Below are 18,852 nucleotides of genomic sequence, written 5' to 3'. Positions count from 1 at the left end.
GCCACTTGAACTTCTTAGATGAATAGCAAAATGCAGCGTCAATTTGTAGGATAAGGGAGTGGCTGGAGATGCTGAATCGAAATGCTGAGGCTTTGTTCTGGATCGGCCGATATATTGAAAGGGCAGAGAATCATGCGCGGCTAATTAATGTTCATTATCATATCCAGCAGGAAGAGGATTTTCAAGAAGAAGGACATAAATGGTCAAGATTGATCGATGCATTGGGTGTTCGAGGTGAATATTTGCAGCAGTTCGAAACCTTTTCGGAGCAGGATGTACTATCTTTCATCACACTTGATTTAGGCAATTCTAATTCATTATTCTCCTGTGTACATCATGCTAGAAATAATCTTCGCACACTCCGTCAGCAGCTTCCAAGTGAATTATGGGATGTTGTCAACAGCTTCAACCTATGGCTTGGTGAGCGTTCAGTTGCAGATATTATGAGCGGCCCACATCAGTTCTATCAGCAGGTTAAGGAGCGTACAGCCATGTTTCTCGGAGCAGAGCAGTCGGTAATGCTTAGAGGGAATGAGTGGCATTTCATTGAGAGCGGGCGGTTTCTAGAGCGAGCAGAGAATACAACTCGTATCTTGCAGGCGGTCATTGCCTCCTGCCGATTCAAAGAGCTTAACGCGGTTTATACTCAGCTGCAGGCTGTGCTTAAATCCGTAAGTGGGTATCAGGCGTTTCGACGTTATTATGCAGATGCCATGTCTCCGGAGAGCATTTTAGATTTCTTGATTGCGAATCCCAAATTCCCACGTTCCGTACGTTTTTCTTTTCATCAGCTGGAGGAGCATTTAGCAAAGCTTGAACTGGATTCCTCTGAAAAAGGCTCAGGCCATGAGAAGGTCATTCGTCAAGCGGGTAAACTTAAAGCAGAGCTGGATTACATGGAAAAAGAAGAAATGTCCGGCGAGCTGGTGGAAGATGTGCTTAAAGCGTTAGTGATATCTTGTCAAAAACTTGGTAAAACAATGGAGGGCGCCTTTTTTCGTCGAGAAGGAGTGTCTGTATGAAGATACAAATCAATCATACCACCACATACAGCTATCCAGAGCCGGTTACGGACAGTGTCAATGAGATCAGACTCACGCCGCGTACGAATTATCGCCAATCCTGTTATCATCATGAAGTAGAAATTTACCCGCCAGCCAATCTATTAACCTATGAGGATTTCTTCGGGAATCGAGTTCATGCCTATTCGGTCAATAAGCCGCACACGGAGATGATCATCCACACTAAAGCTACTGTAGTTACGCTGGATAAAGCGCAAGGTGCAGATCTCCCGAGAACATCTCTTGAAGAACAAGTTAAACTGTTAAATGATGAGGATTTTCAGAATCGTTATATTGAGTTTATTTTGCCGACTCGTTATACCGAGGTGACCCCTGAATTGGTGGAGTTCGCCTCACAGTACCCTTTTAATGAAACTGAGGATATGTATGAATGGATTCTTAAATTATCTGCTACGATATATGAACAGTTCACCTATGACCCTGAAGCTACAAGTGTAAATACGACGGTAAAAAAAGCACTGAAACTCAAACGCGGAGTATGTCAGGATTATGCTCATTTAATGATCGCTGTCTGCCGTAGTGTCGGTCTGCCGTCCAGATATGTTAGTGGATATCATTTTGTTGGTGATCTGCAAGGGAGTAATGCTAATTTCGAGCAAGCCTCACATGCTTGGGTGGAGACTCACATTCCGGGTACAGGTTGGCTTGGGTTCGATCCGACTAATAATGTTGAGGTCAATTGGCGTTATATTAAGTTAGGTCACGGACGGGATTATAAAGATATTGTACCTGTAAAAGGTGTATATCGAGGTGAAGCAGGCTCTTTGACTGTGAAAGTGGATGTACGAAAGCTGGACAATTAAATAGGTTCGACCATGATAAACTTTCCGCTCAAGCTATTGAACGGGGAGTTTTTTTGTGTAGATGATTTAAGTGTAGTTGTATTTGGGTAATCTTGATCCATAGTTACTTCACTTATAGATTCTAAGGAGAGATTACATATGAGTCCAAACATAGCTAAGAAACAAAGATTTGTTGGAAAAACAGCGATTATAACCGGAGCGGGCTCAGGCATTGGTCGGGCTACCGCCATTAAGCTTGCGAGGGAAGGTGCTAATGTAGCACTCTTGGATCTGAATCTTGAACGCACCTCGATATTGGCGGACAAGCTGAACAAGTTTCGCAAAGATTGTGCTTTGGCCATAGAGGTGGATACTTCAGATGAAAAAGGGATGGAGGAAGCTGTTCGCAGGACAGTGGAACAATTCGAAGGATTGGATGTAGTATTCGCTAACGCAGGAATTAATGGTGCGGTGGGACCTATAGAGGAACTGAGCTTGAGTGATTGGGAACGTACAATGTCGGTGAACTTGACGGGGACATTTTTGACGTTGAAATATACGATTCCACATCTGAAGGATAGAGGAAAAGGCAGTATTATCATTACCAGTTCCATCAATGGGAACACTAGATTTGCCAGCTTTGGGTGGTCTACTTATAGCACTACCAAAGCTGGACAGGTGGCTTTTGCCAAAATGGCCGCACTTGAGCTTGCTAAGTTTAAGATTCGCGTGAATGTGATATGCCCAGGGGCTATTTCTACCAACATAGATGAATCAACTGAAATGAGCGAGGACGTAGAAGCGATCGTCATACCGATTGAATTTCCCGATGGTGCGCAGCCGCTCGCGGATGGACCAGGTAAACCGGATAACGTTGCAGATCTGGTCTCTTTTTTGGCATCCGATGAATCGATCCATATTACGGGTTCGCAGATTGTGATTGATGGCGCAGAGTCCTTGCTATCCTAATTTTGAGATCGTCTCGCGGTATTGCTCGAACAAATGACTCCAGTCGGTCTCTCTCGACTCCACCGTCGTACCATCCAGAAGGTGCTGGATCACATCTAGACATACATGCCAGCCAGCTAGATCTCGGGGTGTATGCGGAGTTAGAACATGGATCGTTTCATTCAAGACGAGTAAACAGCCTTCTGAATTAGGGTACAGCTCAAAGCGGACAGAATCTTCTGCCCAAGTAAATTCAAGAATGGATTCATGCTGCAGCGCTGTGATCGTCATTTCCTCAAAAGTTCCGTCTTGCATATCAAATTTTAATAGACCACCTTCACGCAAGTCTTCGATTCGTAATTCAGCGAACCATAAAGCAAGCTTCTCATTCTCTGTCAAAAAGGACCAGATTTCTGAAGCGGTATGCTGTAATTGACGTTCGAAACGAGCGACATAATGTTCATTTGCTTTTTTGATGTTTGCTAGCATGTTATATTTCTCCTTTGGACTACTGTTGTAGTCCTTTTTTTATTGAGTTGAGGCTCATTAGAAAGAGTATAGCAATCGTCCATGTAAATTGCACGATCTAGTAACGCATGTGTAACTAGCGAAATGGCTTGAGCGAATAGCTGCAACTGAGTCCGATAGTGTAGCAAAATGAGCTGAATCTGCGAAATAAGGGCTCCTGAGTCCGATCGATCTGCGGCGCGGAGGACGCATTGATGTAGCGGACTGTAATGCGCGGAGGATGCAAAGATGTATCGGACTGTAATGCAACTATTTGGCGTATTAGGTCCGTTTTTTAATAGTATCGGACCGTATAGCTCTTATTGCCATGTTTTTGCTCAAAAGCAGGGTACATATGAGCGAATAGCTGCAACTGAGTCCGATAGTGAAGCAAAATGAGCTGAATCAGCGAAATAAGGGCTCCTGAGTCCGATCGATCTGCGGCGCGGAGGACGCATTGATGTAGCGGACTGTAATGCGCGGAGGATGCAATGATGTAACGGACTGTAATGCAACTATTTGGCGTATTAGGTCCGTTTTTTAAAAGTATCGGACCGTATAGCTCTTATTGCCATGTTTTTGAACAAAAGCAGGGCATATTTGAGCGAATAGCTGCAACTGAGTCCGATAGTGAAGCAAAATGAGCTGAATCAGCGAAATAAGGGCTCCTGAGTCCGATCCATCTGCGGCGCGGAGGACGCATTGATGTAGCGGACTGTAATGCGCGGAGGATGCAATGATGTAACGGACTGTAATGCAACTATTTGGCGTATTAGGTCCGTTTTTTAAAAGTATCGGACCGGATAGCTCTTATTGCCCTGTTTTTGATGAAAAACAGGGCATATTTGAGTGAATAGCTGCATCTGAGTCCGATAGTGTAGCAAAATGAGCTGAATCAGCGAAATAAGGGCTCCTGAGTCCGATTTATCTGCGGCGCGGAGGATGCAATTGCATTCCGGCAGCTTGATGCAATTACAAAGCCTTTTATGCTAAAATAAACGCAATTCCGCTTACACATCTTTGTTTAAGTAGGGTAGATAACAGTGGATGGCAATAGCGAAGGAGGCTGCGTATATGGGGATGATGTCCTGGCTGGTTGAGCAGCGAATTCAAGAGTCTATGCGTAATGGGGAATTTCGAGATTTACCTGGACATGGCAAGCCGCTGGAGCTTGAGGATTTATCAGGTGTACCAGAAGAATTGCGGATGTCTTTCAAAATCATGAAGAATTCCGGGCTGGTGCCCGAGGAAATTTCTTTGCGTGCGGAATGTGTTACTCTCGAAGGGTTGCTTGCTGCGTGCCATAATAGCGGAGGTAAAGAGACTAGTGAAGGTAAGGCGCTTCGGGCAAAATTGTCTATGAAAAGACTACGCCTGCAAGAGCTGTTGCGTGAACGTGGTCTAGATAGTAACCCTGCTTTTATGCAATACAGTGTTCAAATACACGAACAGATGATTAGGGAAGAAGAATAACACTGATTCAGGGTACTGTCATTTGGACATCAGGATAAACAGTATAATACTAAAAGGCATCTCTTAGTCGATTCAGACGGAAGAGCTGCCTTTTTGCGTGTTGTGCTTCACAGGTGCGTTTTCATTTTACTTGCTTAAAATATACCCATTCCGGATCACCATCATCTAAATTCTCGATGATTCCACTTCTTACAAAGCCTAAAGAAAGACAGACCTGCTGCATGATCGTATTGGATTCATTGGTGGAGGTAAACAGTTTGGGGGTTGGAGAATGTTCTTCAATGTAACGAATAAGTGCACCGGCAATGCCAAGACGTCTAAAATTGGGGTTCACAATTACGAGCTGAATAAAACAGCTTTCGAAAAAAGTAGTATCGTAACAAGCAAAACCGACAGGCTCACTGTTAATCGATGCTATAACACATTGCTCGTTTAGAATATATTGTTCGATCTTAGGTTTACGAATTTCGCTGCCAATGACCATGCTATCGATCTTGCTGAGTGTGGATAGATCTGAAATGGTGGCTTTAGTTACTAGCATCTTAAGAAGTCTCCTTTTTGATAATATAAGAAAGTATAAGTTTCACGCTATACATTATCCTTATATTTCTCGCATAAATGCTAACCGTCCTTATAGGGACGACAAAAGGCGTTTATACTTGAAATGATAAAATGGTGTGCACAGTAAGTCTTGATCTTTGAACTCTTTTCGCACATGATGAAAAGGGTTTAGACTACATCAAGGAAAATCATAACATATTATTACAAACGATGGAGAGATACTATGAAACAGCTTCCAATTATACAGGTCCTTCCAGACCTGAGAAACATACTAAGCTCCTCACGTGCGGCTGTTCTTATTGCTGAACCAGGTGCGGGCAAAACAACAGGAACGCCTCCGGCATTTCTGAACGAGCCATGGATGGCTGGTAAAAGTATTCTAATGCTAGAACCTAGAAGACTTGCTGCTAGATCTGCCGCAACTTATATGGCTTCCTGTCTTGGAGAAAGTGTTGGACAGACGGTGGGTTATCGTATGCGAAACGACACTAAAGTAGGTAAGAATACACGAATTGTTGTAGTAACCGAAGGTGTCTTAACAAGGATGCTGCAGAGCGATCCATCGCTAGGTGATGTGGGTTTAGTAATTTTTGATGAGTTCCATGAGCGTAGTCTTCATGCGGACTTGGGGCTTGCTTTTGCACTGGAAGCGCAGGCTGTGCTGCGTGATGATCTTCGAATTCTGATTATGTCAGCTACTTTGGATAGTGAACGGGTCTCGGCTATGTTAGGCAGTGCGCCAGTTGTTGATTGTCCGGGACGAACCTATCCAGTGGAAACAGTTTACTTACCAACAATAGGGAATCTTCCAATTGAAAAATCGGCAGCTGCCGCAGTGAGACGTGCGCTTGCTGAACAACCGGGAGATATCCTTGTATTCCTGCCGGGTGAACGGGAAATTCGCAGAACCCAGAGTGAGTTGGAACATGGAGTTCTACCTGAAGGGGTAGTGATTCGTCCTTTGTATGGACAATTACCACAGGCTATGCAGGATTCTGCAGTGGCAGCATCCATTAACGGCGAACGCAAAATCGTGCTCGCGACCTCCATTGCTGAGACAAGCTTGACGATTGAAGGTGTGCGAACGGTTATTGATACAGGCCTGCGTCGTACACAGGTATTCTCACCACGTACGGGAATGCCGAGTCTTACGACGGTTCCCGTATCGAAAGCTTCTGCGGATCAGCGGCGGGGACGTGCGGGGCGGACAGCACCCGGCGTATGCTACAGGTTGTGGAGTCAGGAAGAGCATAATCGGCTTCCGGATGACAATGTGCCGGAGATTATGGAGACGGATCTTGCGCAGCTCGCTTTGGAGCTAGCGCTATGGGGTGTGCGCGATCCTGCCGCGCTAGCTTGGCTCGACGCGCCGCCCGCTGCGCCTTATGCGCAGGGCACCGCGCTGCTGCGCCAGCTCGGCGCGCTGGACGCCGGCGGCGCCATCACGCCGCACGGCCGCAGCATGGCCGCGCTTGGCGCGCACCCGCGTGCCGCGCATATGCTGCTGCGCGCGGCAGAGCTTAGCGCAGCACCGCTCGCCTGCCGACTGGCGGCGTTGCTGCAAGAGCGGGACCTCTTCAAGGGTCCCGCGGCACTAGATTGCGACCTCACGCTCCGCGTAGAGGCGCTGCTCCGGTTCGAGCGCTCCGCCGATACGGGCGGAGCGGACCCTGCGGCTCTGCGCGCGGTGCAGCGCGAGAGCCGCAATTTCCTGGCGCAGCTGCAAGCAGCGCCGGGCGAGACCGTGAACGACATCAGCAGCTGCGGGCTGCTTCTGTCGTTCGCCTACCCCGACCGTATCGGACAGAAACGCGGCGATGGCGCGTTTCTGCTCTCCGCCGGTCGTGGCGCGGCCATGCGGGAAGGGCAGCCCTTGGCCCGTTCCGTTTATATTGTGGCTGCCTCCGTAGACGATCGAGCCACACAAGGCGCAATTATGCTGGCGGCAGAGATAGAAGAAAGACAACTGCTTAAGTATCATGCGGATCGCGTCACTGAGGACGCGGATGTGTATTGGGATAAAGAAAGTGGGAGTGTGAAGAAGCGCCGCAGAACGATGCTTGGTGCTCTCGTCTTAAAAGAAACTTCACATGAAAGACCTTCCGCGGAAGAAACAGCAAAAGTACTGTTAAGTGTTATCGCTGAAGAGGGGATTGAAATTTTGCCGTGGGAAAAGGGGAGCACACAGCTTCGTGAGCGGTTAATATTCATACACTCCTTACGTTCGGACTGGCCAGATGTCTCAGATACAGCATTAATTGAGACACTGGATGAATGGCTTTTGCCATACATTCACGGTATGCGAAACCTGCGCGACCTTCAGCGAATTCCATTAACTCGTACGCTTGAGGGGCTGCTGGACTGGAATCAGCGACAGATTCTTGAACAGGAAGCACCCACACATTTAACGGTTCCAAGTGGCTCGCGTGTGCCTGTGGACTACGCTAATCCAACTACTCCTGTACTTGCGGTACGTTTGCAAGAGATGTTCGGACAGACAGATACACCAAGAATTGGAGGGGGGAAGGTGCCGGTATTGCTTCATCTTTTGTCACCGGCAAGAAGACCGATGCAGGTGACTTCTGATCTGGCAAGCTTTTGGCGTGGCACTTATTTCGAGGTCAAAAAAGATCTAAAAGGACGGTACCCTAAGCACTATTGGCCAGACGATCCATTACAAGCTATTCCGACCAATCGAACACGTCCCAAGAAGTAATTAGAGTTCTTTATGCACTTGAAATTGTTCATTAGATGTTTTGTCTTCAGCATACAGGGTAATTAACTAGCGAAGACAATTACTAAGGAGGGCTTCAAGTGACTAAAAAAATCGTAGGTATCTTTGACACAGAACAAGAAGCAACCAGAGCAATTGAAGGACTTCACAATCAAGGATTCAGTAATGATGAAATATCTGTAATCACACGTGATCGCGATGAACTAAGACATATTTCGGATGATACAGGCACAAAAGCTCCCGAAGGTGTTGCAACAGGTGCAGCGACAGGTGGCGTATTGGGTGGTGTTACCGGACTTCTAGCAGGTATAGGAGCGCTCGCAATTCCGGGTATTGGTCCCATTCTGGCTGCAGGACCTATTGTGGCAACACTAACAGGTGTAGCAGTGGGTGTAGGTGCGGGTGGAATCGTCGGCGGATTAATTGGTCTTGGGATACCTGAGGATGAGGCGAAAGAGTACGAAGGATACGTAGAAAGCGGTAAAATCCTTGTCCTTGTGGATGATAACGGGCGTGGACATCAAGTACATGATGTATTCCGTGGCAATCGTTCGCTGAATGCTCAGCGTTATGAAAGCATCTATAACGAAGACACTAGATTAGGGAATTCGATGGCTAACAGAGCAGATCGGACAACCGAAGTCTACAACCGCGATAAAATCTAAAAAGTTAATCGATCTATATCTTTACTAAAAACAATCAACTCAAAGAATACACCACCTAGCTTTATGCTAGGTGGTGTATTCTTTTTTGTGTACATGGTATCATATGGATAATAATCCAAATTATAATTAGGCATTTGAGAGGTACTCGACAATGAATAAAATAGATACCATGGAGTTATTTCTGATGTACATAGCGATGAGTATGCTTTAAAAAGCCGTCCTAAAGGGGGAAGTAGATGAAGATATTTGTAGCAGGTGCAGCTGGTGTGATTGGACGAATATTGCTTCCCAAGTTATTAGAAGAGGGACATGAGGTTGTCGGACTGACCCATAAGGAAGAAAATAGAGCATTTATTGAGAAGTGCGGGGCCCAATCTGTAATCGCGGATGTCTTCGATCGAGAGGCTATATTTTCGTCCATTCGCAAAGCACGACCAGAAGTGGTCATCCATCAGCTAACTTCACTAAGTCAGCGGAATTTCTCAAATAATTCTAGGATAAGAATAGAAGGAACACGAAATATTGTGGATGCATCCCTTGCAATTGGCGTGGAACAAATTATTGCACAAAGTATCTCATGGGCATATGAAGCTGGAGAAGAACCTGCCGCGGAAGAAACTCCATTAGATGTGAAGGCTTCAGAGCCTCGGAAAAGAACGATTGAAGGTATATGCTCACTAGAGAAGGCAGTTGCCGAGATCCCAAATCATGTGATCTTGCGGTATGGAATGTTGTACGGTCAAGGGACTTGGTATGACAATAATGGCTATATGGCGGAGGAAATTCGTCAAGGAAGAGTGACAGCGACTGATGCAGTTGTGTCATTCCTACATGTGGAGGATGCAGCTAACGCGGCAATGCTTGCTCTGAATTGGCCTTCAGGTCCTGTGAACATTGTAGACGATGAGCCTGCTAAAGGATTGGATTGGTTATCCACCTATTCAGAAGCTATAGGTGCTTCTGCTCCTATTGTTCAAGAGGGCAGAGAAGGATGGGAACGCGGAGCCTCCAATACAAAAGCTCGAATGGATTACGGATGGAGTCCACTGTACCCGTCTTGGAGGTCGGGGTTTGCACGAAGCTTGAATATTTAGATCGAATGAACTCAGCTATTGAGAGATTCAATAACAAACTTAATTAGAAATAGCTGAGAAGGCGATGAAGTGGGAGTAATAGGTGCGGGTGGAATAGTCGGCGGATTAATTGGTCTTGGGTAATCAACTCAAAGACTACACCACCTAGCTTTATGCTAGGTGGTGTAGTCTTTTTTGTGTATGTGGAATCATGTGGATAATAATTTAGTTCGAATGAAAGCCAAGGACTAGATCTCCTTCTTCTGATAGATCTTGATGGATCCCATTATAGAAATTACAAAGATTGCTATAAGTACTACAGGAGCCGCATAGGTGAGCATCTGCAAGAAATTTTCGCTAGGGCGAGTAAATGACACGCCCAAATTAGGTAGTAACATGATAATTCCAGCGGGGACGAAGAAGATGAGCATCATAAGTATACGTCCTTTTTCCACACCAAACTTAAATAAGATCGGCAGGATCAAGCTCAGGACCAGTATTCCAAGTCCGAAAAAGACTAGTGATGTTGTCAAGTTTAATGATAGTTCAACCTTCGTAAAGAGATTGCATAGGAAAAAAATGATGACGCCCAGTAAGGAGAATGACATTCCGAGTATATATTTACTTGTAACCATATCTCTTCTAGAAACGGGCATGGTGAGCGCGAATTTGTCCCATTTCGCTCGTTCATCATAAGACAGCGCGGTGACTGGGAGCATAGCACTCAATATACAGACCATTCCACCAAAGAAGGATGTATTATTCATAGCGATACTAAATACGAGATAGAAGCCAATCAATATGAGATACATCTTGCCTTGCTTCTTCAAATTGAGTATATCTTTTAATAGCAGCCCTTTCATTTTGCACCCTCCTTAACAGTGAATAGCATGATTGTTTCTAAGTTGGCGGTGTCAATGGAGTAGCTGCCTTGTAAGCGATTCTTGAAGACTAATGCTTCAACGCCAAATTGATGTTTCCGAACACCCTTTATGATCGAAGGGTCGAGCTTCGCTAACTCATTTTCCGAGCATTTCAATACACCATATGTTTCCAATAGCTCATCTTTTGGCTCGCTAAATACAATTCTACCCTTGTGAATGAAAGTGATGTAGTCGCAAATCTTCTCTAGATCACTAGTGATGTGGGAGGATATGAACACGGAGTGCTGTTCATCTTGAATGAATTCAAGGAATACATCCAGGATCTCCTCTCGAACGATCGGATCAAGTCCACTTGTAGCCTCATCTAGTATGAGGAGCTTGCTGTCATGCGAGAGCGCAGTGGCGATGGATAGCTTCATCTTCATTCCCTTGGAATAATCCTTCACAGGCTTGTTGTTAGGCAATGAGAATCGATGAATGAGTTCTGAATACTTTGCTTCGTCCCATGTTCGGTAGATTCTCTTGAGAATGGTGTTAATATCTTTGGCTGAAAGATTCTCAGGAAAGTTGCTTTCGTCGAGCACAACGCCAATGTGTTCCTTCACCGCGTCGAGATCCTCTTTATTATCCTTGCCGAGAATGGTTATCTTCCCATGATCTCTTGCGATCTGATCTAGTATCAGTCTAATTGTAGTGCTCTTGCCAGCGCCGTTCTCGCCGATGAAGCCCATGATACAACCTGCGGGCAATTGAAGTGAGATATCTTTTAAAGTAAAGTCATCGTACGTCTTGGATACGTTCTGAAGTGTTAGGGCATATTCCATGTCTTATTCCTCCTCATATAGGATGGTCATCATCTGAATCAATTCAGAGAGATCCAACTTGCATAGATTGGCTGCATGAATGATTTGTTGCATATGATCCTCGATAACCCGAAGCTGTTCCTCGCGAATAAACTCTATATTCTTGGCTGCCACAAAGCTGCCTTTCCCTGTGACAGAATAGATAAAGCCTTCGCGCTCCAGTTCCTCGTAAGCTCGTTTTGTCGTAATAACACTGATGCGTAGCTCCTTGGCTAGAAGTCGCATGGACGGCAGCGCGTCGCCTTCGTTCAACTCTCCAGTAATGATCAGAGATTTGATCTGTGTAATAATTTGTTCATATATCGGCTGACCACTGGAGTTGCTTATAATGATATTCATTGTTCACCGCCTTGATTGTTCGATTCAACATTGTATATATGCATTATATACAATTATTAAAATGATGCAAGTGACTTTTGATACTAGGATGGAATTCCATAACCCGTAACACCTATGAATAGCGGTGGGATTGTCAGCATAATGATCATAAATATGAAATAACCTAAGATCACTGCTGTACCGACATAGTGGGTGGAATTTACTGGAAGCTTGAATGATCAGACGGAATGAATTAAGCTGTTGAAAGGAAGGCTGCAATTATGGGTTTACTTCTAGTGATTTTGTTCTTCATTGGTTTATTCATAATAATTAGCAATCAATATACGATGATCAAGAAAATGGATGAAATGAAAGAGATACTACGTGAAATTAAGAATAATAAACTTGGTTAAATATAGAGGAAGGGAGTGATGACGTGGGAGTGATAAAGAACTTTTCTCTAGTGGTCGTGAGTTTAATCGCAGATCTGTGGTTTGGAATAGTTCGGAAGCCAAATTTCTATGATAATCATACGGTTACTACAACAAAGAAAGGGTATGTCCTATTTGTAACCTTGGCAGCAATAATAGTTGTGGGAACTGCGTTATGGTTAAGCTCTAGAATATATTAATGAGAAAGCTGCCAATAGGCTATTTGGGTATAGACAATGGTAATGAATATGTAGAACAAGATATAATCTGCGAAAGTTTTGCAAAGGAATTGGAACCAGAAGAGTACATTTTACATAATGATTTCGTCTGGTTATATGAAGAATAATACTGATATACATTCAGCTAACGAAGAACGTTAGCTCAAATACGATAAGGCAGCTGGTCAGTCAACGCGATCAGCTGCCTTTATTCAACTAACAGGCAGGATAGTCGATATATTCTCGCAAATATTTGTGTAACTAAACGACCGAAATTTGCAAGGGTGGTGGACATTATGTTGAATCAATCCATTTTGAAAGACGGATTAACGATCATCTCTTCATGCAAAAAGGAAACAGGTGACGTTTGGCAGGCTCACTTTGGTGCTGCCGCCATCGGCAGTTATTTTTTCATTACAACTAATAATCTGAGTAAAGAATTGGCTCAACTAATATCTTCGCAGGCCGGAGCGATGGCGAAAAAGATTCTTGGGGCGAATGGCGTACAACACCGTTCCGGTTGTGACGAGCAAACAGCCGTAACTGCTATACTTGAGGCACTTGATAGAACGATCGATCAGCTACACTGGGTCGGTCATAATGTGATTTACAGTGCAGCAAGTTTGTTGGCCATCCATGAACTTAATGGCTGGGGAAGTAATGAGGATATTGCAGGAATAACCGATCTCATTCGCTCGTTTGAGAGGACAATTCCGGGACGGTCATGGATTGGTTTCGCTGCTTCCGAGGTGAAAAGGATGGAGATTACGGACGCAGACGACTTTCCGACTATCTCGAATCCCAATGAGCTTTCTTCGCTTGTGCTGGAACAATTGGCTGAGTTTCCCGTCATTTATCGCGCAGAATCACATCATGATTTAATTGGTCACATGCTGACTTTCTCACATGCGTTAAACATCTTGTTTGACCTTGGCCATGTATCCTTTTTCGAAAGAGGATTACCGCCTATAATGAAGCTTATTAAAGTTCTGCGCCATAGTCGTAACTTTAAACCTGGAGATTCAAACAAATTGGTTTCGCCTGTCGATCATCTGCCTTTGCAGCCCGCGGCGCGGGCGAACGTGCTTCCGATCGATATTAAGTATTGGAAAAAGAACTATAGCGAACAAGATTGGGATTACGGCCACGTATTTAAATTTCCTCATAGCTTCTATGACCATTTACGACAAGTGGAGCAGAAGAAAGAATCGTATATTGAAAACTTCCGGTATATCATTGTCCAATAGTCACAACTCGAATAACTACTGGGAAATCGCTTTTGGTTAAAGGACACCATGATAAGTATGAATATTGGTGATCAGAAGATAGCCAAGGCTGCACCCATCATACAGGGCTAATAGTGGTTGGCTACACCCGATGGCATTTCTTCATGGGTACTAGATTAGTTGAGCTAACGGGGAAAACTCAAACACGATAAGGCAGCCGGTCAGTCAACGCGATCGGCTGCCATTATTCAACTAACTTTTCTATTGCGCGGTCAAAATTTGTGGACCTTCAGCCGTGATGGCGATCGTATGCTCGTATTGGGCGGCGAGCTTGTTGTCCATCGTCCGTGCGGTCCAGCCGTCCGGATCGATTGTCATGAAGTAGGTGCCTTCGGTGATCATGGGCTCAATCGTGAACACCATACCTTCCTTGATACGGAGGCCTTTTCCAGGCTTGCCGACATGCATATAAGTCGGCTCTTCGTGCAGGTCGCGGCCGATACCATGGGCGAGAAGGTCGCGCACGACGCCGAAACCGTGTGATTCCGCATGCCGCTGAATCGCGCTCGTCACGTCGCCGAGTCGATTGCCGGGCTGTGCTTGCTCGATGCCCAGGTCAAGACATTCCTTCGTGACACGCATCAACGTCTCGGCCGTCGGCGAGATCTGCCCGACCGCATAACTCCAGGCCGAATCGCCGAGCCAGCCATCGAGCTCAGCGACCGTGTCGATCGTCACGATATCGCCTTCCTCAAGTGGCTTATTGCTAGGGAAGCCATGCGCGATCACATCGTTGGCAGAGGCACAGGTCGCATATTGATAGCCATTATAGCCTTTCTGGTATGGCTTTGCGCCGTGCTTCAACATAATGTCCTCGAATATGCGCTCAATCTCATTGGTGGTAATGCCCGGTTTGATAAGCGGGGCGATTGTACGATGGCATTCAGCCACGACTTGGCATGCCTTGCGGATAGCCTCAATTTCATACTTGCTTTTTAAAATGACCATGTTCGTATCAGGACTCCTTCGTAATAGCTTGCATAGCGAGTCGAGCGATTCGATCGACGTCCAGGTCGGAATTGCCTGCATAATAGTACAGTCCACAGCAGCCGACTAGCACAGCAAGCATATGGTCGACGCTGTCATCTTCGCACTGGGCGATCGATTGTAGTGGAATGTAGAGCCGTTCCATAAACCGTCTCTTGGCGTGGTATCGATCCTTCTCAGGCAAACCTGCATAATGTTCCGCCGCCATTTTGTAGACAAGATATGCGCGGGCGTCCGATTGCCACAACCGGAGCAGCGCTTTGCAATAGGTCAACACCTGCCTGTCATCCGGGTTGCTGCCGCTGATGTTCGCCCATTCTGCGATAACTTGCTCGCATCTCTCAAAGCCGCTGCACAACACATCTTCTATTAATAAATGCCGGTTGGGGTAATAATGGTATACTGTGCCGTAACCAAGCTCTGCCTCGCGGGCAACGTCACGAATATCAAAGCTTCCGCCCGTGCGAAAGTAGGAGCGCGCGGCGACGTCCAGGATCTGTTCTCTGCGCTGTATGCGTATGAGCTCATTTTGTTCTTTGGTACGGGGGCACATAGCGTGTGTCAACCTCCTTATATAGACCTGCAAATTTGTCAATATAAAAATAGTAACGCATGGGGCGGAGAAATGCAAAAGATTTGTTGGTGTTCGTTCGATAAAATGAAACATACTATTGGGAAAAATCTTCGAGTAAAGAAGTGCTAATAGAGCATTAACTAGAAGGGTGATAACACTTTGAATTAATAATAATGAGGTGTAATATGAGACCAACAATTGAAGCCATATTTACGGATAAAATTGTAGTTGCAGCAGCAAAAAGGTATGGGTTAATGCCTGAAGCGTTGATTTTATTGGGTAAGAACCAAAACTTCACCTATGGAAGTAATAACGAAGCACGGAATCTCATCATTCGGATTATACATTTTTTGTCACATTTCAAAAAGGTCCTGGTGTCTCATGGAGTGATGAAATATCTCAAAATGAAGAGTTTAATAAATTGGGAGAAATTGCTGGGAGAATGCCACACACTAGCAAAAAAATACATTCAAAGTACACCCGAGATAACACGATACGACTGGCAAAAAAATAGTTATCTTCAAGAATTCACAACTCATATTCCCTCTTCCCAGAGCCGTGTAATTGCTCATTTTGAATCTTTATCCTTTTCGTAACTTTCCAAGAACGAAGTTAGATACCTTTTCACAAAAGTTGGAACATCCTTCTTACATATTGGACGTCAGCTTGCTAGAATGTTATGTTATTACTTACCAATGGTTAAAAATTAAAACGTTAAAGCTGCCTCTTATTTTGGGAACAACTAAGACTACATACAAAGGAAGGATCTCATGAATTCTCCCTCTCAGAACCCAACTGCGTCATCTTATTCTCAACAATCGATCATTACCTCACGTGTGACCATCCCTAAGCAAGCTCCTTATTATGTTAAGCGCACAAGATTAATGTCCAGACTTATGGATGAGAATCGTCCTAAGGTGACGCTTATAGCTGCTTCTGCAGGCTTTGGCAAAACAACACTAGCGGCCGAATGGGCACGTATCCATGCTGATGATGTGGCTTGGCTATCGCTGGATATTGCAGATAATCATCTCGTCCGATTCTGGTTAAGTTTACGAGCAGCTATCTAGAGAATCGCTTCGCCCTTTTTAAGTCGATTGGATTTATTTTTCCAGTCTGTTCGTGACGGTTCAGTAGAGCCAGCAATCTCACTTCTATTAAATGAAATTTATACTCTCCCAGGTTCAATTACACTCATTGTGGATGATTATCATACGATTACAAACCAATCGATTCACGAGAGTATGGGCTTTTTCATTAGAGATCTCCCAGCTAATGTGAAGCTTGTAATATTGAGTAGAACACTTCCGCCGCTCGCCTTGTCCCGCCTAAGAGTTCAACAGGAGCTGCTGGAACTAAGCAACGATGACCTGAGATTTACGTTTGACGAAATAGATGAACTTCAGTCGCAATCCTTGAACAATCAGCTAACACAAGAAGAACTGTTTTTACTTGAGCAAAAGACAGAAGGCTGGGTAGCAGGTTTGATTCTAGCTTTCCTTTCCTTCACAGAGAAACAGGATCGCACAGCGTATATGAATACTTTTTCAGGGAACTCGCGCAATATTTTTGATTATTTATTAGATGAAGTCGTCTCTAGGCAGACAGTCAAAGTACAAGATTTCTTACTAGCGACGTCTATATTGAACTCCTTTAGTCCTGCTTTAGCAGCAGCTGTGATGGAGCAATCGGATGCGGAGGCTCTATTACAAGAAGCTGAAGAAGCACGTCTTTTTATCATTCCTTTAGATGACACTAGATCTTGGTTCCGATATCATCATCTATTCGTAGAAATGTTAAAAACTAGATTATACAAAAAAATGAATCCAGCAGTAATTGCAAACTTACATAAAAGAGCAGCAATCTGGTACGACAAGGAAGGATTAGCCTTGGAAGCCATTCAGCATGCGTTTGAAGCAAAGGACTATGTGCTATCAGCGTCCTGCATGGATAGACATTTTAATGCGATTATTAAAAATGGCGATGAGTCTATATTGCTAGATTTACTGGATATGTTGCCTATCAAAAATATGATCGTACATCCTGATCTTTTTTATTTTCAAGCGGGGGCGATGGCTGTCTCAGGACGATCTGATGATGCCAAACGCTTTTTACACAAGGTAGAGAGCTTTATGGAAGAGAAGTTCTTAATTTCAGAACAAGACCAAGCTGTAATTCAAATGCGATTGGATCTATATCGTGCTTCGGTTGCCTTTTATCAGGGGGACGTGGATACTTTCGTTGAGCTGTTGGATCAGAACAGAGAAGGCATTGAGAGATTTGCTTCTATAGTAAAAGTAGTGAATGAAGGGGAAGCGCTTTTACTTCGTGGCCCGATAGGATTCGGTGGAAGATTGAAGAAGATGGCTTATTTATCGGCTAAAGTCTCAACGTCTGAGGAAAGAAGGGCCTTACTACATTTTGCATTACAAGGACATGGTTTTATATTTTTATCGGTTCTATTCTATGAATGGAACCAGCTTGATAATGCAAGAGTACAGGTGGACAAAGCACTTGTTTTATGTAATTCCTCGGACCAAGTCAGCGTGTGGGTGCCTGGAGTTATAATGCAATCGAAAATTCTAAAAGCCCTGGGTCATGGTGATGAGGCGATATATGTTTTGCAAACGGCTATAGAAGAACTGCAGCAACATCACTCCCCACGTTGGGAAAGATTGCTAGAGGCTGCCTATATTCAAATTCAACTTTCGCAAGGACTTGTATATAGTGGGGACGAATGGCTTGCAAAAAGGCATATTAGTTCAACCGATAAGCCTAATGTCACTCGGGAATATGAACAAATCACGCTCGCTCGTATACTGATGGCACGTCAAGCGTTCAGTGAAGCAATCCCTTGGCTCGACAAACTACTTAGAGTGGCTAGACGAACGGATCGACTCGGCAGCCAGATAGAGATTTTGATACTGCTTGCTGTGGCTTATGAAATTCAAGGTAAAGATGGTCAGGCTTATGAGGCTTTGGAACAGGCACTTGAGCTTGCTGAGCCAGAGGGATATATCCGTATTTTTCTTGATGAAGGATTGCCACTCATTCGATTGCTGCAACGCTATTTATCTGATCGGAGCGCAGCATCTGGACATGAATATATAAATCAATTGCTTCAGTCTTATCTGCTCGAGCCATTAAATAACGTCAATTCTACAGCTATGAAAGAGTCGGAGTCTTCTATAGATATTCACTTTACAAAAAGAGAGCTAGAACTCATGTATTACATCGTCGAGGGACGTTCTAATGATGAAATTGCAAGTCGTTTATTCCTTTCTCCAGGAACAGTTAAAAGATACATTCACAATATTCATCAGAAATTAGACGTCAAAAATCGTGTGCAAGCCGTTTCTAAGATTAGAGAACAGCGATTACTTTAACTTAGTAATTAATCATTATAAGTGTTTATTACCAATCATTTACTTTAGGTCATGATACTATGGAAGGTAGAAGGTGAAGT

At 44.5% G+C, this 18,852-nt stretch carries 20 protein-coding genes; 13 read left to right on the top strand and 7 right to left on the bottom strand.

What is annotated here, in order from left to right; genetic code table 11:
* The first annotated feature begins 68 nt into the window (after positions 1–68).
* The 3 genes from NSS67_RS20305 (at position 69) to NSS67_RS20295 (ending at position 2,833) form a co-directional block, all read left to right on the top strand.
* Positions 69–1,022: an alpha-E domain-containing protein gene (locus NSS67_RS20305; protein ID WP_339315396.1), complete on the top strand. Its 954-nt coding sequence runs from the start codon at positions 69–71 to the stop codon at positions 1,020–1,022.
* On the top strand, positions 1,019–1,885 hold the full coding sequence (locus tag NSS67_RS20300; protein ID WP_339315395.1) for a transglutaminase family protein: 867 nt from the start codon (positions 1,019–1,021) through the stop codon (positions 1,883–1,885). The genes NSS67_RS20305 and NSS67_RS20300 overlap by 4 nt, the downstream gene beginning before the upstream one ends.
* A gap of 138 nt (positions 1,886–2,023) precedes the next feature.
* Positions 2,024–2,833, top strand: a complete 810-nt coding sequence (locus NSS67_RS20295; RefSeq protein ID WP_339315394.1) for an SDR family NAD(P)-dependent oxidoreductase — start codon at positions 2,024–2,026, stop codon at positions 2,831–2,833.
* Here NSS67_RS20295 and NSS67_RS20290 read toward each other — a convergent pair.
* Positions 2,825–3,301 carry an SRPBCC family protein gene (locus NSS67_RS20290; protein WP_339315393.1) on the bottom strand — a complete coding sequence of 159 codons (477 nt, stop codon included), beginning with the start codon at positions 3,299–3,301 and terminating at the stop codon, positions 2,825–2,827. The two genes, NSS67_RS20295 and NSS67_RS20290, sit on opposite strands and share 9 nt — an antisense overlap.
* 267 nt (positions 3,302–3,568) lie before the next feature.
* On the opposite strand from NSS67_RS20290, the gene NSS67_RS20285 reads away from it, so the two are divergent.
* Both NSS67_RS20285 and NSS67_RS20280 read left to right on the top strand, forming a co-directional pair.
* Entirely contained in the window at positions 3,569–3,718 is a 150-nt protein-coding gene (locus tag NSS67_RS20285; RefSeq protein WP_339315392.1) for a hypothetical protein, read from the top strand.
* A gap of 675 nt (positions 3,719–4,393) precedes the next feature.
* Positions 4,394–4,792, top strand: coding sequence for a DnaJ family domain-containing protein (locus NSS67_RS20280; RefSeq protein WP_339315391.1), 399 nt, complete (start codon positions 4,394–4,396; stop codon positions 4,790–4,792).
* A 121-nt stretch (positions 4,793–4,913) separates the two neighbouring features.
* Here NSS67_RS20280 and NSS67_RS20275 read toward each other — a convergent pair whose 3' ends face one another.
* Positions 4,914–5,333, bottom strand: coding sequence for a GNAT family N-acetyltransferase (locus NSS67_RS20275; protein ID WP_339315390.1), 420 nt, complete (start codon positions 5,331–5,333; stop codon positions 4,914–4,916).
* A 243-nt stretch (positions 5,334–5,576) separates the two neighbouring features.
* On the opposite strand from NSS67_RS20275, the gene hrpB reads away from it, so the two are divergent.
* From hrpB to NSS67_RS20260, 3 genes are all read left to right on the top strand, one after another.
* The gene (gene hrpB / locus NSS67_RS20270; protein ID WP_339315389.1) at positions 5,577–8,069 is read left to right on the top strand and encodes an ATP-dependent helicase HrpB; all 2,493 of its coding nucleotides are present in this window, start codon (positions 5,577–5,579) and stop codon (positions 8,067–8,069) included.
* A gap of 98 nt (positions 8,070–8,167) precedes the next feature.
* Positions 8,168–8,752 (top strand): general stress protein, encoded by a 585-nt coding sequence (locus NSS67_RS20265; RefSeq protein ID WP_339315388.1) that lies wholly within the window; start codon positions 8,168–8,170, stop codon positions 8,750–8,752.
* Positions 8,753–8,988: 236 nt separating this feature from the next.
* Positions 8,989–9,846 carry an NAD(P)-dependent oxidoreductase gene (locus tag NSS67_RS20260; protein WP_339315387.1) on the top strand — a complete coding sequence of 286 codons (858 nt, stop codon included), beginning with the start codon at positions 8,989–8,991 and terminating at the stop codon, positions 9,844–9,846.
* Positions 9,847–10,073: 227 nt separating this feature from the next.
* On the opposite strand, the gene NSS67_RS20255 is transcribed toward NSS67_RS20260, so the two are convergent.
* The 3 genes from NSS67_RS20255 to NSS67_RS20245 are packed head-to-tail and all read right to left on the bottom strand — an operon-like array spanning position 10,074 to position 11,911.
* A complete protein-coding gene (locus tag NSS67_RS20255) occupies positions 10,074–10,688 on the bottom strand; it encodes an ABC-2 transporter permease (RefSeq protein ID WP_339315386.1) in 615 nt (204 codons plus the stop codon).
* The gene (locus NSS67_RS20250) at positions 10,685–11,533 is read right to left on the bottom strand and encodes an ABC transporter ATP-binding protein (RefSeq protein WP_339315385.1); all 849 of its coding nucleotides are present in this window, start codon (positions 11,531–11,533) and stop codon (positions 10,685–10,687) included. Before NSS67_RS20250 ends, NSS67_RS20255 begins: the two co-directional genes overlap by 4 nt.
* A gap of 3 nt (positions 11,534–11,536) precedes the next feature.
* Positions 11,537–11,911 carry a GntR family transcriptional regulator gene (locus NSS67_RS20245; protein ID WP_339315384.1) on the bottom strand — a complete coding sequence of 125 codons (375 nt, stop codon included), beginning with the start codon at positions 11,909–11,911 and terminating at the stop codon, positions 11,537–11,539.
* A 260-nt stretch (positions 11,912–12,171) separates the two neighbouring features.
* On the opposite strand from NSS67_RS20245, the gene NSS67_RS20240 reads away from it, so the two are divergent.
* Positions 12,172–12,303: a hypothetical protein gene (locus NSS67_RS20240; protein WP_339315383.1), complete on the top strand. Its 132-nt coding sequence runs from the start codon at positions 12,172–12,174 to the stop codon at positions 12,301–12,303.
* 532 nt (positions 12,304–12,835) lie between these two features.
* Entirely contained in the window at positions 12,836–13,786 is a 951-nt protein-coding gene (locus tag NSS67_RS20235) for a hypothetical protein (protein ID WP_339315382.1), read from the top strand.
* A gap of 240 nt (positions 13,787–14,026) precedes the next feature.
* On the opposite strand, the gene map is transcribed toward NSS67_RS20235, so the two are convergent.
* Together map and NSS67_RS20225 are read right to left on the bottom strand one after the other, a co-directional pair.
* Complete coding sequence (gene map / locus NSS67_RS20230) at positions 14,027–14,773, bottom strand: type I methionyl aminopeptidase (protein WP_339315381.1); 747 nt, start codon at positions 14,771–14,773, stop codon at positions 14,027–14,029.
* A 7-nt stretch (positions 14,774–14,780) separates the two neighbouring features.
* Positions 14,781–15,365 carry a TetR/AcrR family transcriptional regulator gene (locus NSS67_RS20225; protein ID WP_339315380.1) on the bottom strand — a complete coding sequence of 195 codons (585 nt, stop codon included), beginning with the start codon at positions 15,363–15,365 and terminating at the stop codon, positions 14,781–14,783.
* Positions 15,366–15,571: 206 nt separating this feature from the next.
* Here NSS67_RS20225 and NSS67_RS20220 point away from each other — a divergent pair, with 206 nt between their 5' ends.
* From NSS67_RS20220 to NSS67_RS20210, 3 genes are all read left to right on the top strand, one after another.
* Positions 15,572–15,982 carry a hypothetical protein gene (locus NSS67_RS20220; RefSeq protein WP_339315379.1) on the top strand — a complete coding sequence of 137 codons (411 nt, stop codon included), beginning with the start codon at positions 15,572–15,574 and terminating at the stop codon, positions 15,980–15,982.
* 174 nt (positions 15,983–16,156) lie between these two features.
* Positions 16,157–16,456: a hypothetical protein gene (locus NSS67_RS20215; protein ID WP_339315378.1), complete on the top strand. Its 300-nt coding sequence runs from the start codon at positions 16,157–16,159 to the stop codon at positions 16,454–16,456.
* Between the two features lie 27 nt (positions 16,457–16,483).
* Entirely contained in the window at positions 16,484–18,772 is a 2,289-nt protein-coding gene (locus NSS67_RS20210; protein WP_339315377.1) for a LuxR C-terminal-related transcriptional regulator, read from the top strand.
* Positions 18,773–18,852: the final 80 nt, after the last annotated feature.

Source organism: Paenibacillus sp. FSL R10-2734 (assembly GCF_037963865.1).
In the GTDB taxonomy this organism is placed as follows: Bacteria; Bacillota; Bacilli; order Paenibacillales; family Paenibacillaceae; genus Paenibacillus_AQ.
Note: the sequence above shows the minus strand (reverse complement) of the source record. Positions and strands in the feature narration are given on the sequence as shown.

What these genes read in the sequence shown, in the direction of transcription:
- NSS67_RS20305 (WP_339315396.1), top strand. Translation starts at nt 69, where the DNA reads ATGCTGAATCGAAATGCTGAGGCTTTGTTCTGGATCGGCCGATATATT.
- NSS67_RS20300 (WP_339315395.1), top strand. Translation starts at nt 1,019, where the DNA reads ATGAAGATACAAATCAATCATACCACCACATACAGCTATCCAGAGCCG.
- NSS67_RS20295 (WP_339315394.1), top strand. Translation starts at nt 2,024, where the DNA reads ATGAGTCCAAACATAGCTAAGAAACAAAGATTTGTTGGAAAAACAGCG.
- NSS67_RS20290 (WP_339315393.1), bottom strand. Translation starts at nt 3,301, where the DNA reads ATGCTAGCAAACATCAAAAAAGCAAATGAACATTATGTCGCTCGTTTC.
- NSS67_RS20285 (WP_339315392.1), top strand. Translation starts at nt 3,569, where the DNA reads ATGTATCGGACTGTAATGCAACTATTTGGCGTATTAGGTCCGTTTTTT.
- NSS67_RS20280 (WP_339315391.1), top strand. Translation starts at nt 4,394, where the DNA reads ATGGGGATGATGTCCTGGCTGGTTGAGCAGCGAATTCAAGAGTCTATG.
- NSS67_RS20275 (WP_339315390.1), bottom strand. Translation starts at nt 5,333, where the DNA reads ATGCTAGTAACTAAAGCCACCATTTCAGATCTATCCACACTCAGCAAG.
- hrpB (WP_339315389.1), top strand. Translation starts at nt 5,577, where the DNA reads ATGAAACAGCTTCCAATTATACAGGTCCTTCCAGACCTGAGAAACATA.
- NSS67_RS20260 (WP_339315387.1), top strand. Translation starts at nt 8,989, where the DNA reads ATGAAGATATTTGTAGCAGGTGCAGCTGGTGTGATTGGACGAATATTG.
- NSS67_RS20255 (WP_339315386.1), bottom strand. Translation starts at nt 10,688, where the DNA reads ATGAAAGGGCTGCTATTAAAAGATATACTCAATTTGAAGAAGCAAGGC.
- NSS67_RS20250 (WP_339315385.1), bottom strand. Translation starts at nt 11,533, where the DNA reads ATGGAATATGCCCTAACACTTCAGAACGTATCCAAGACGTACGATGAC.
- NSS67_RS20245 (WP_339315384.1), bottom strand. Translation starts at nt 11,911, where the DNA reads ATGAATATCATTATAAGCAACTCCAGTGGTCAGCCGATATATGAACAA.
- NSS67_RS20240 (WP_339315383.1), top strand. Translation starts at nt 12,172, where the DNA reads ATGGGTTTACTTCTAGTGATTTTGTTCTTCATTGGTTTATTCATAATA.
- NSS67_RS20235 (WP_339315382.1), top strand. Translation starts at nt 12,836, where the DNA reads ATGTTGAATCAATCCATTTTGAAAGACGGATTAACGATCATCTCTTCA.
- map (WP_339315381.1), bottom strand. Translation starts at nt 14,773, where the DNA reads ATGGTCATTTTAAAAAGCAAGTATGAAATTGAGGCTATCCGCAAGGCA.
- NSS67_RS20225 (WP_339315380.1), bottom strand. Translation starts at nt 15,365, where the DNA reads ATGTGCCCCCGTACCAAAGAACAAAATGAGCTCATACGCATACAGCGC.
- NSS67_RS20220 (WP_339315379.1), top strand. Translation starts at nt 15,572, where the DNA reads ATGAGACCAACAATTGAAGCCATATTTACGGATAAAATTGTAGTTGCA.
- NSS67_RS20215 (WP_339315378.1), top strand. Translation starts at nt 16,157, where the DNA reads ATGAATTCTCCCTCTCAGAACCCAACTGCGTCATCTTATTCTCAACAA.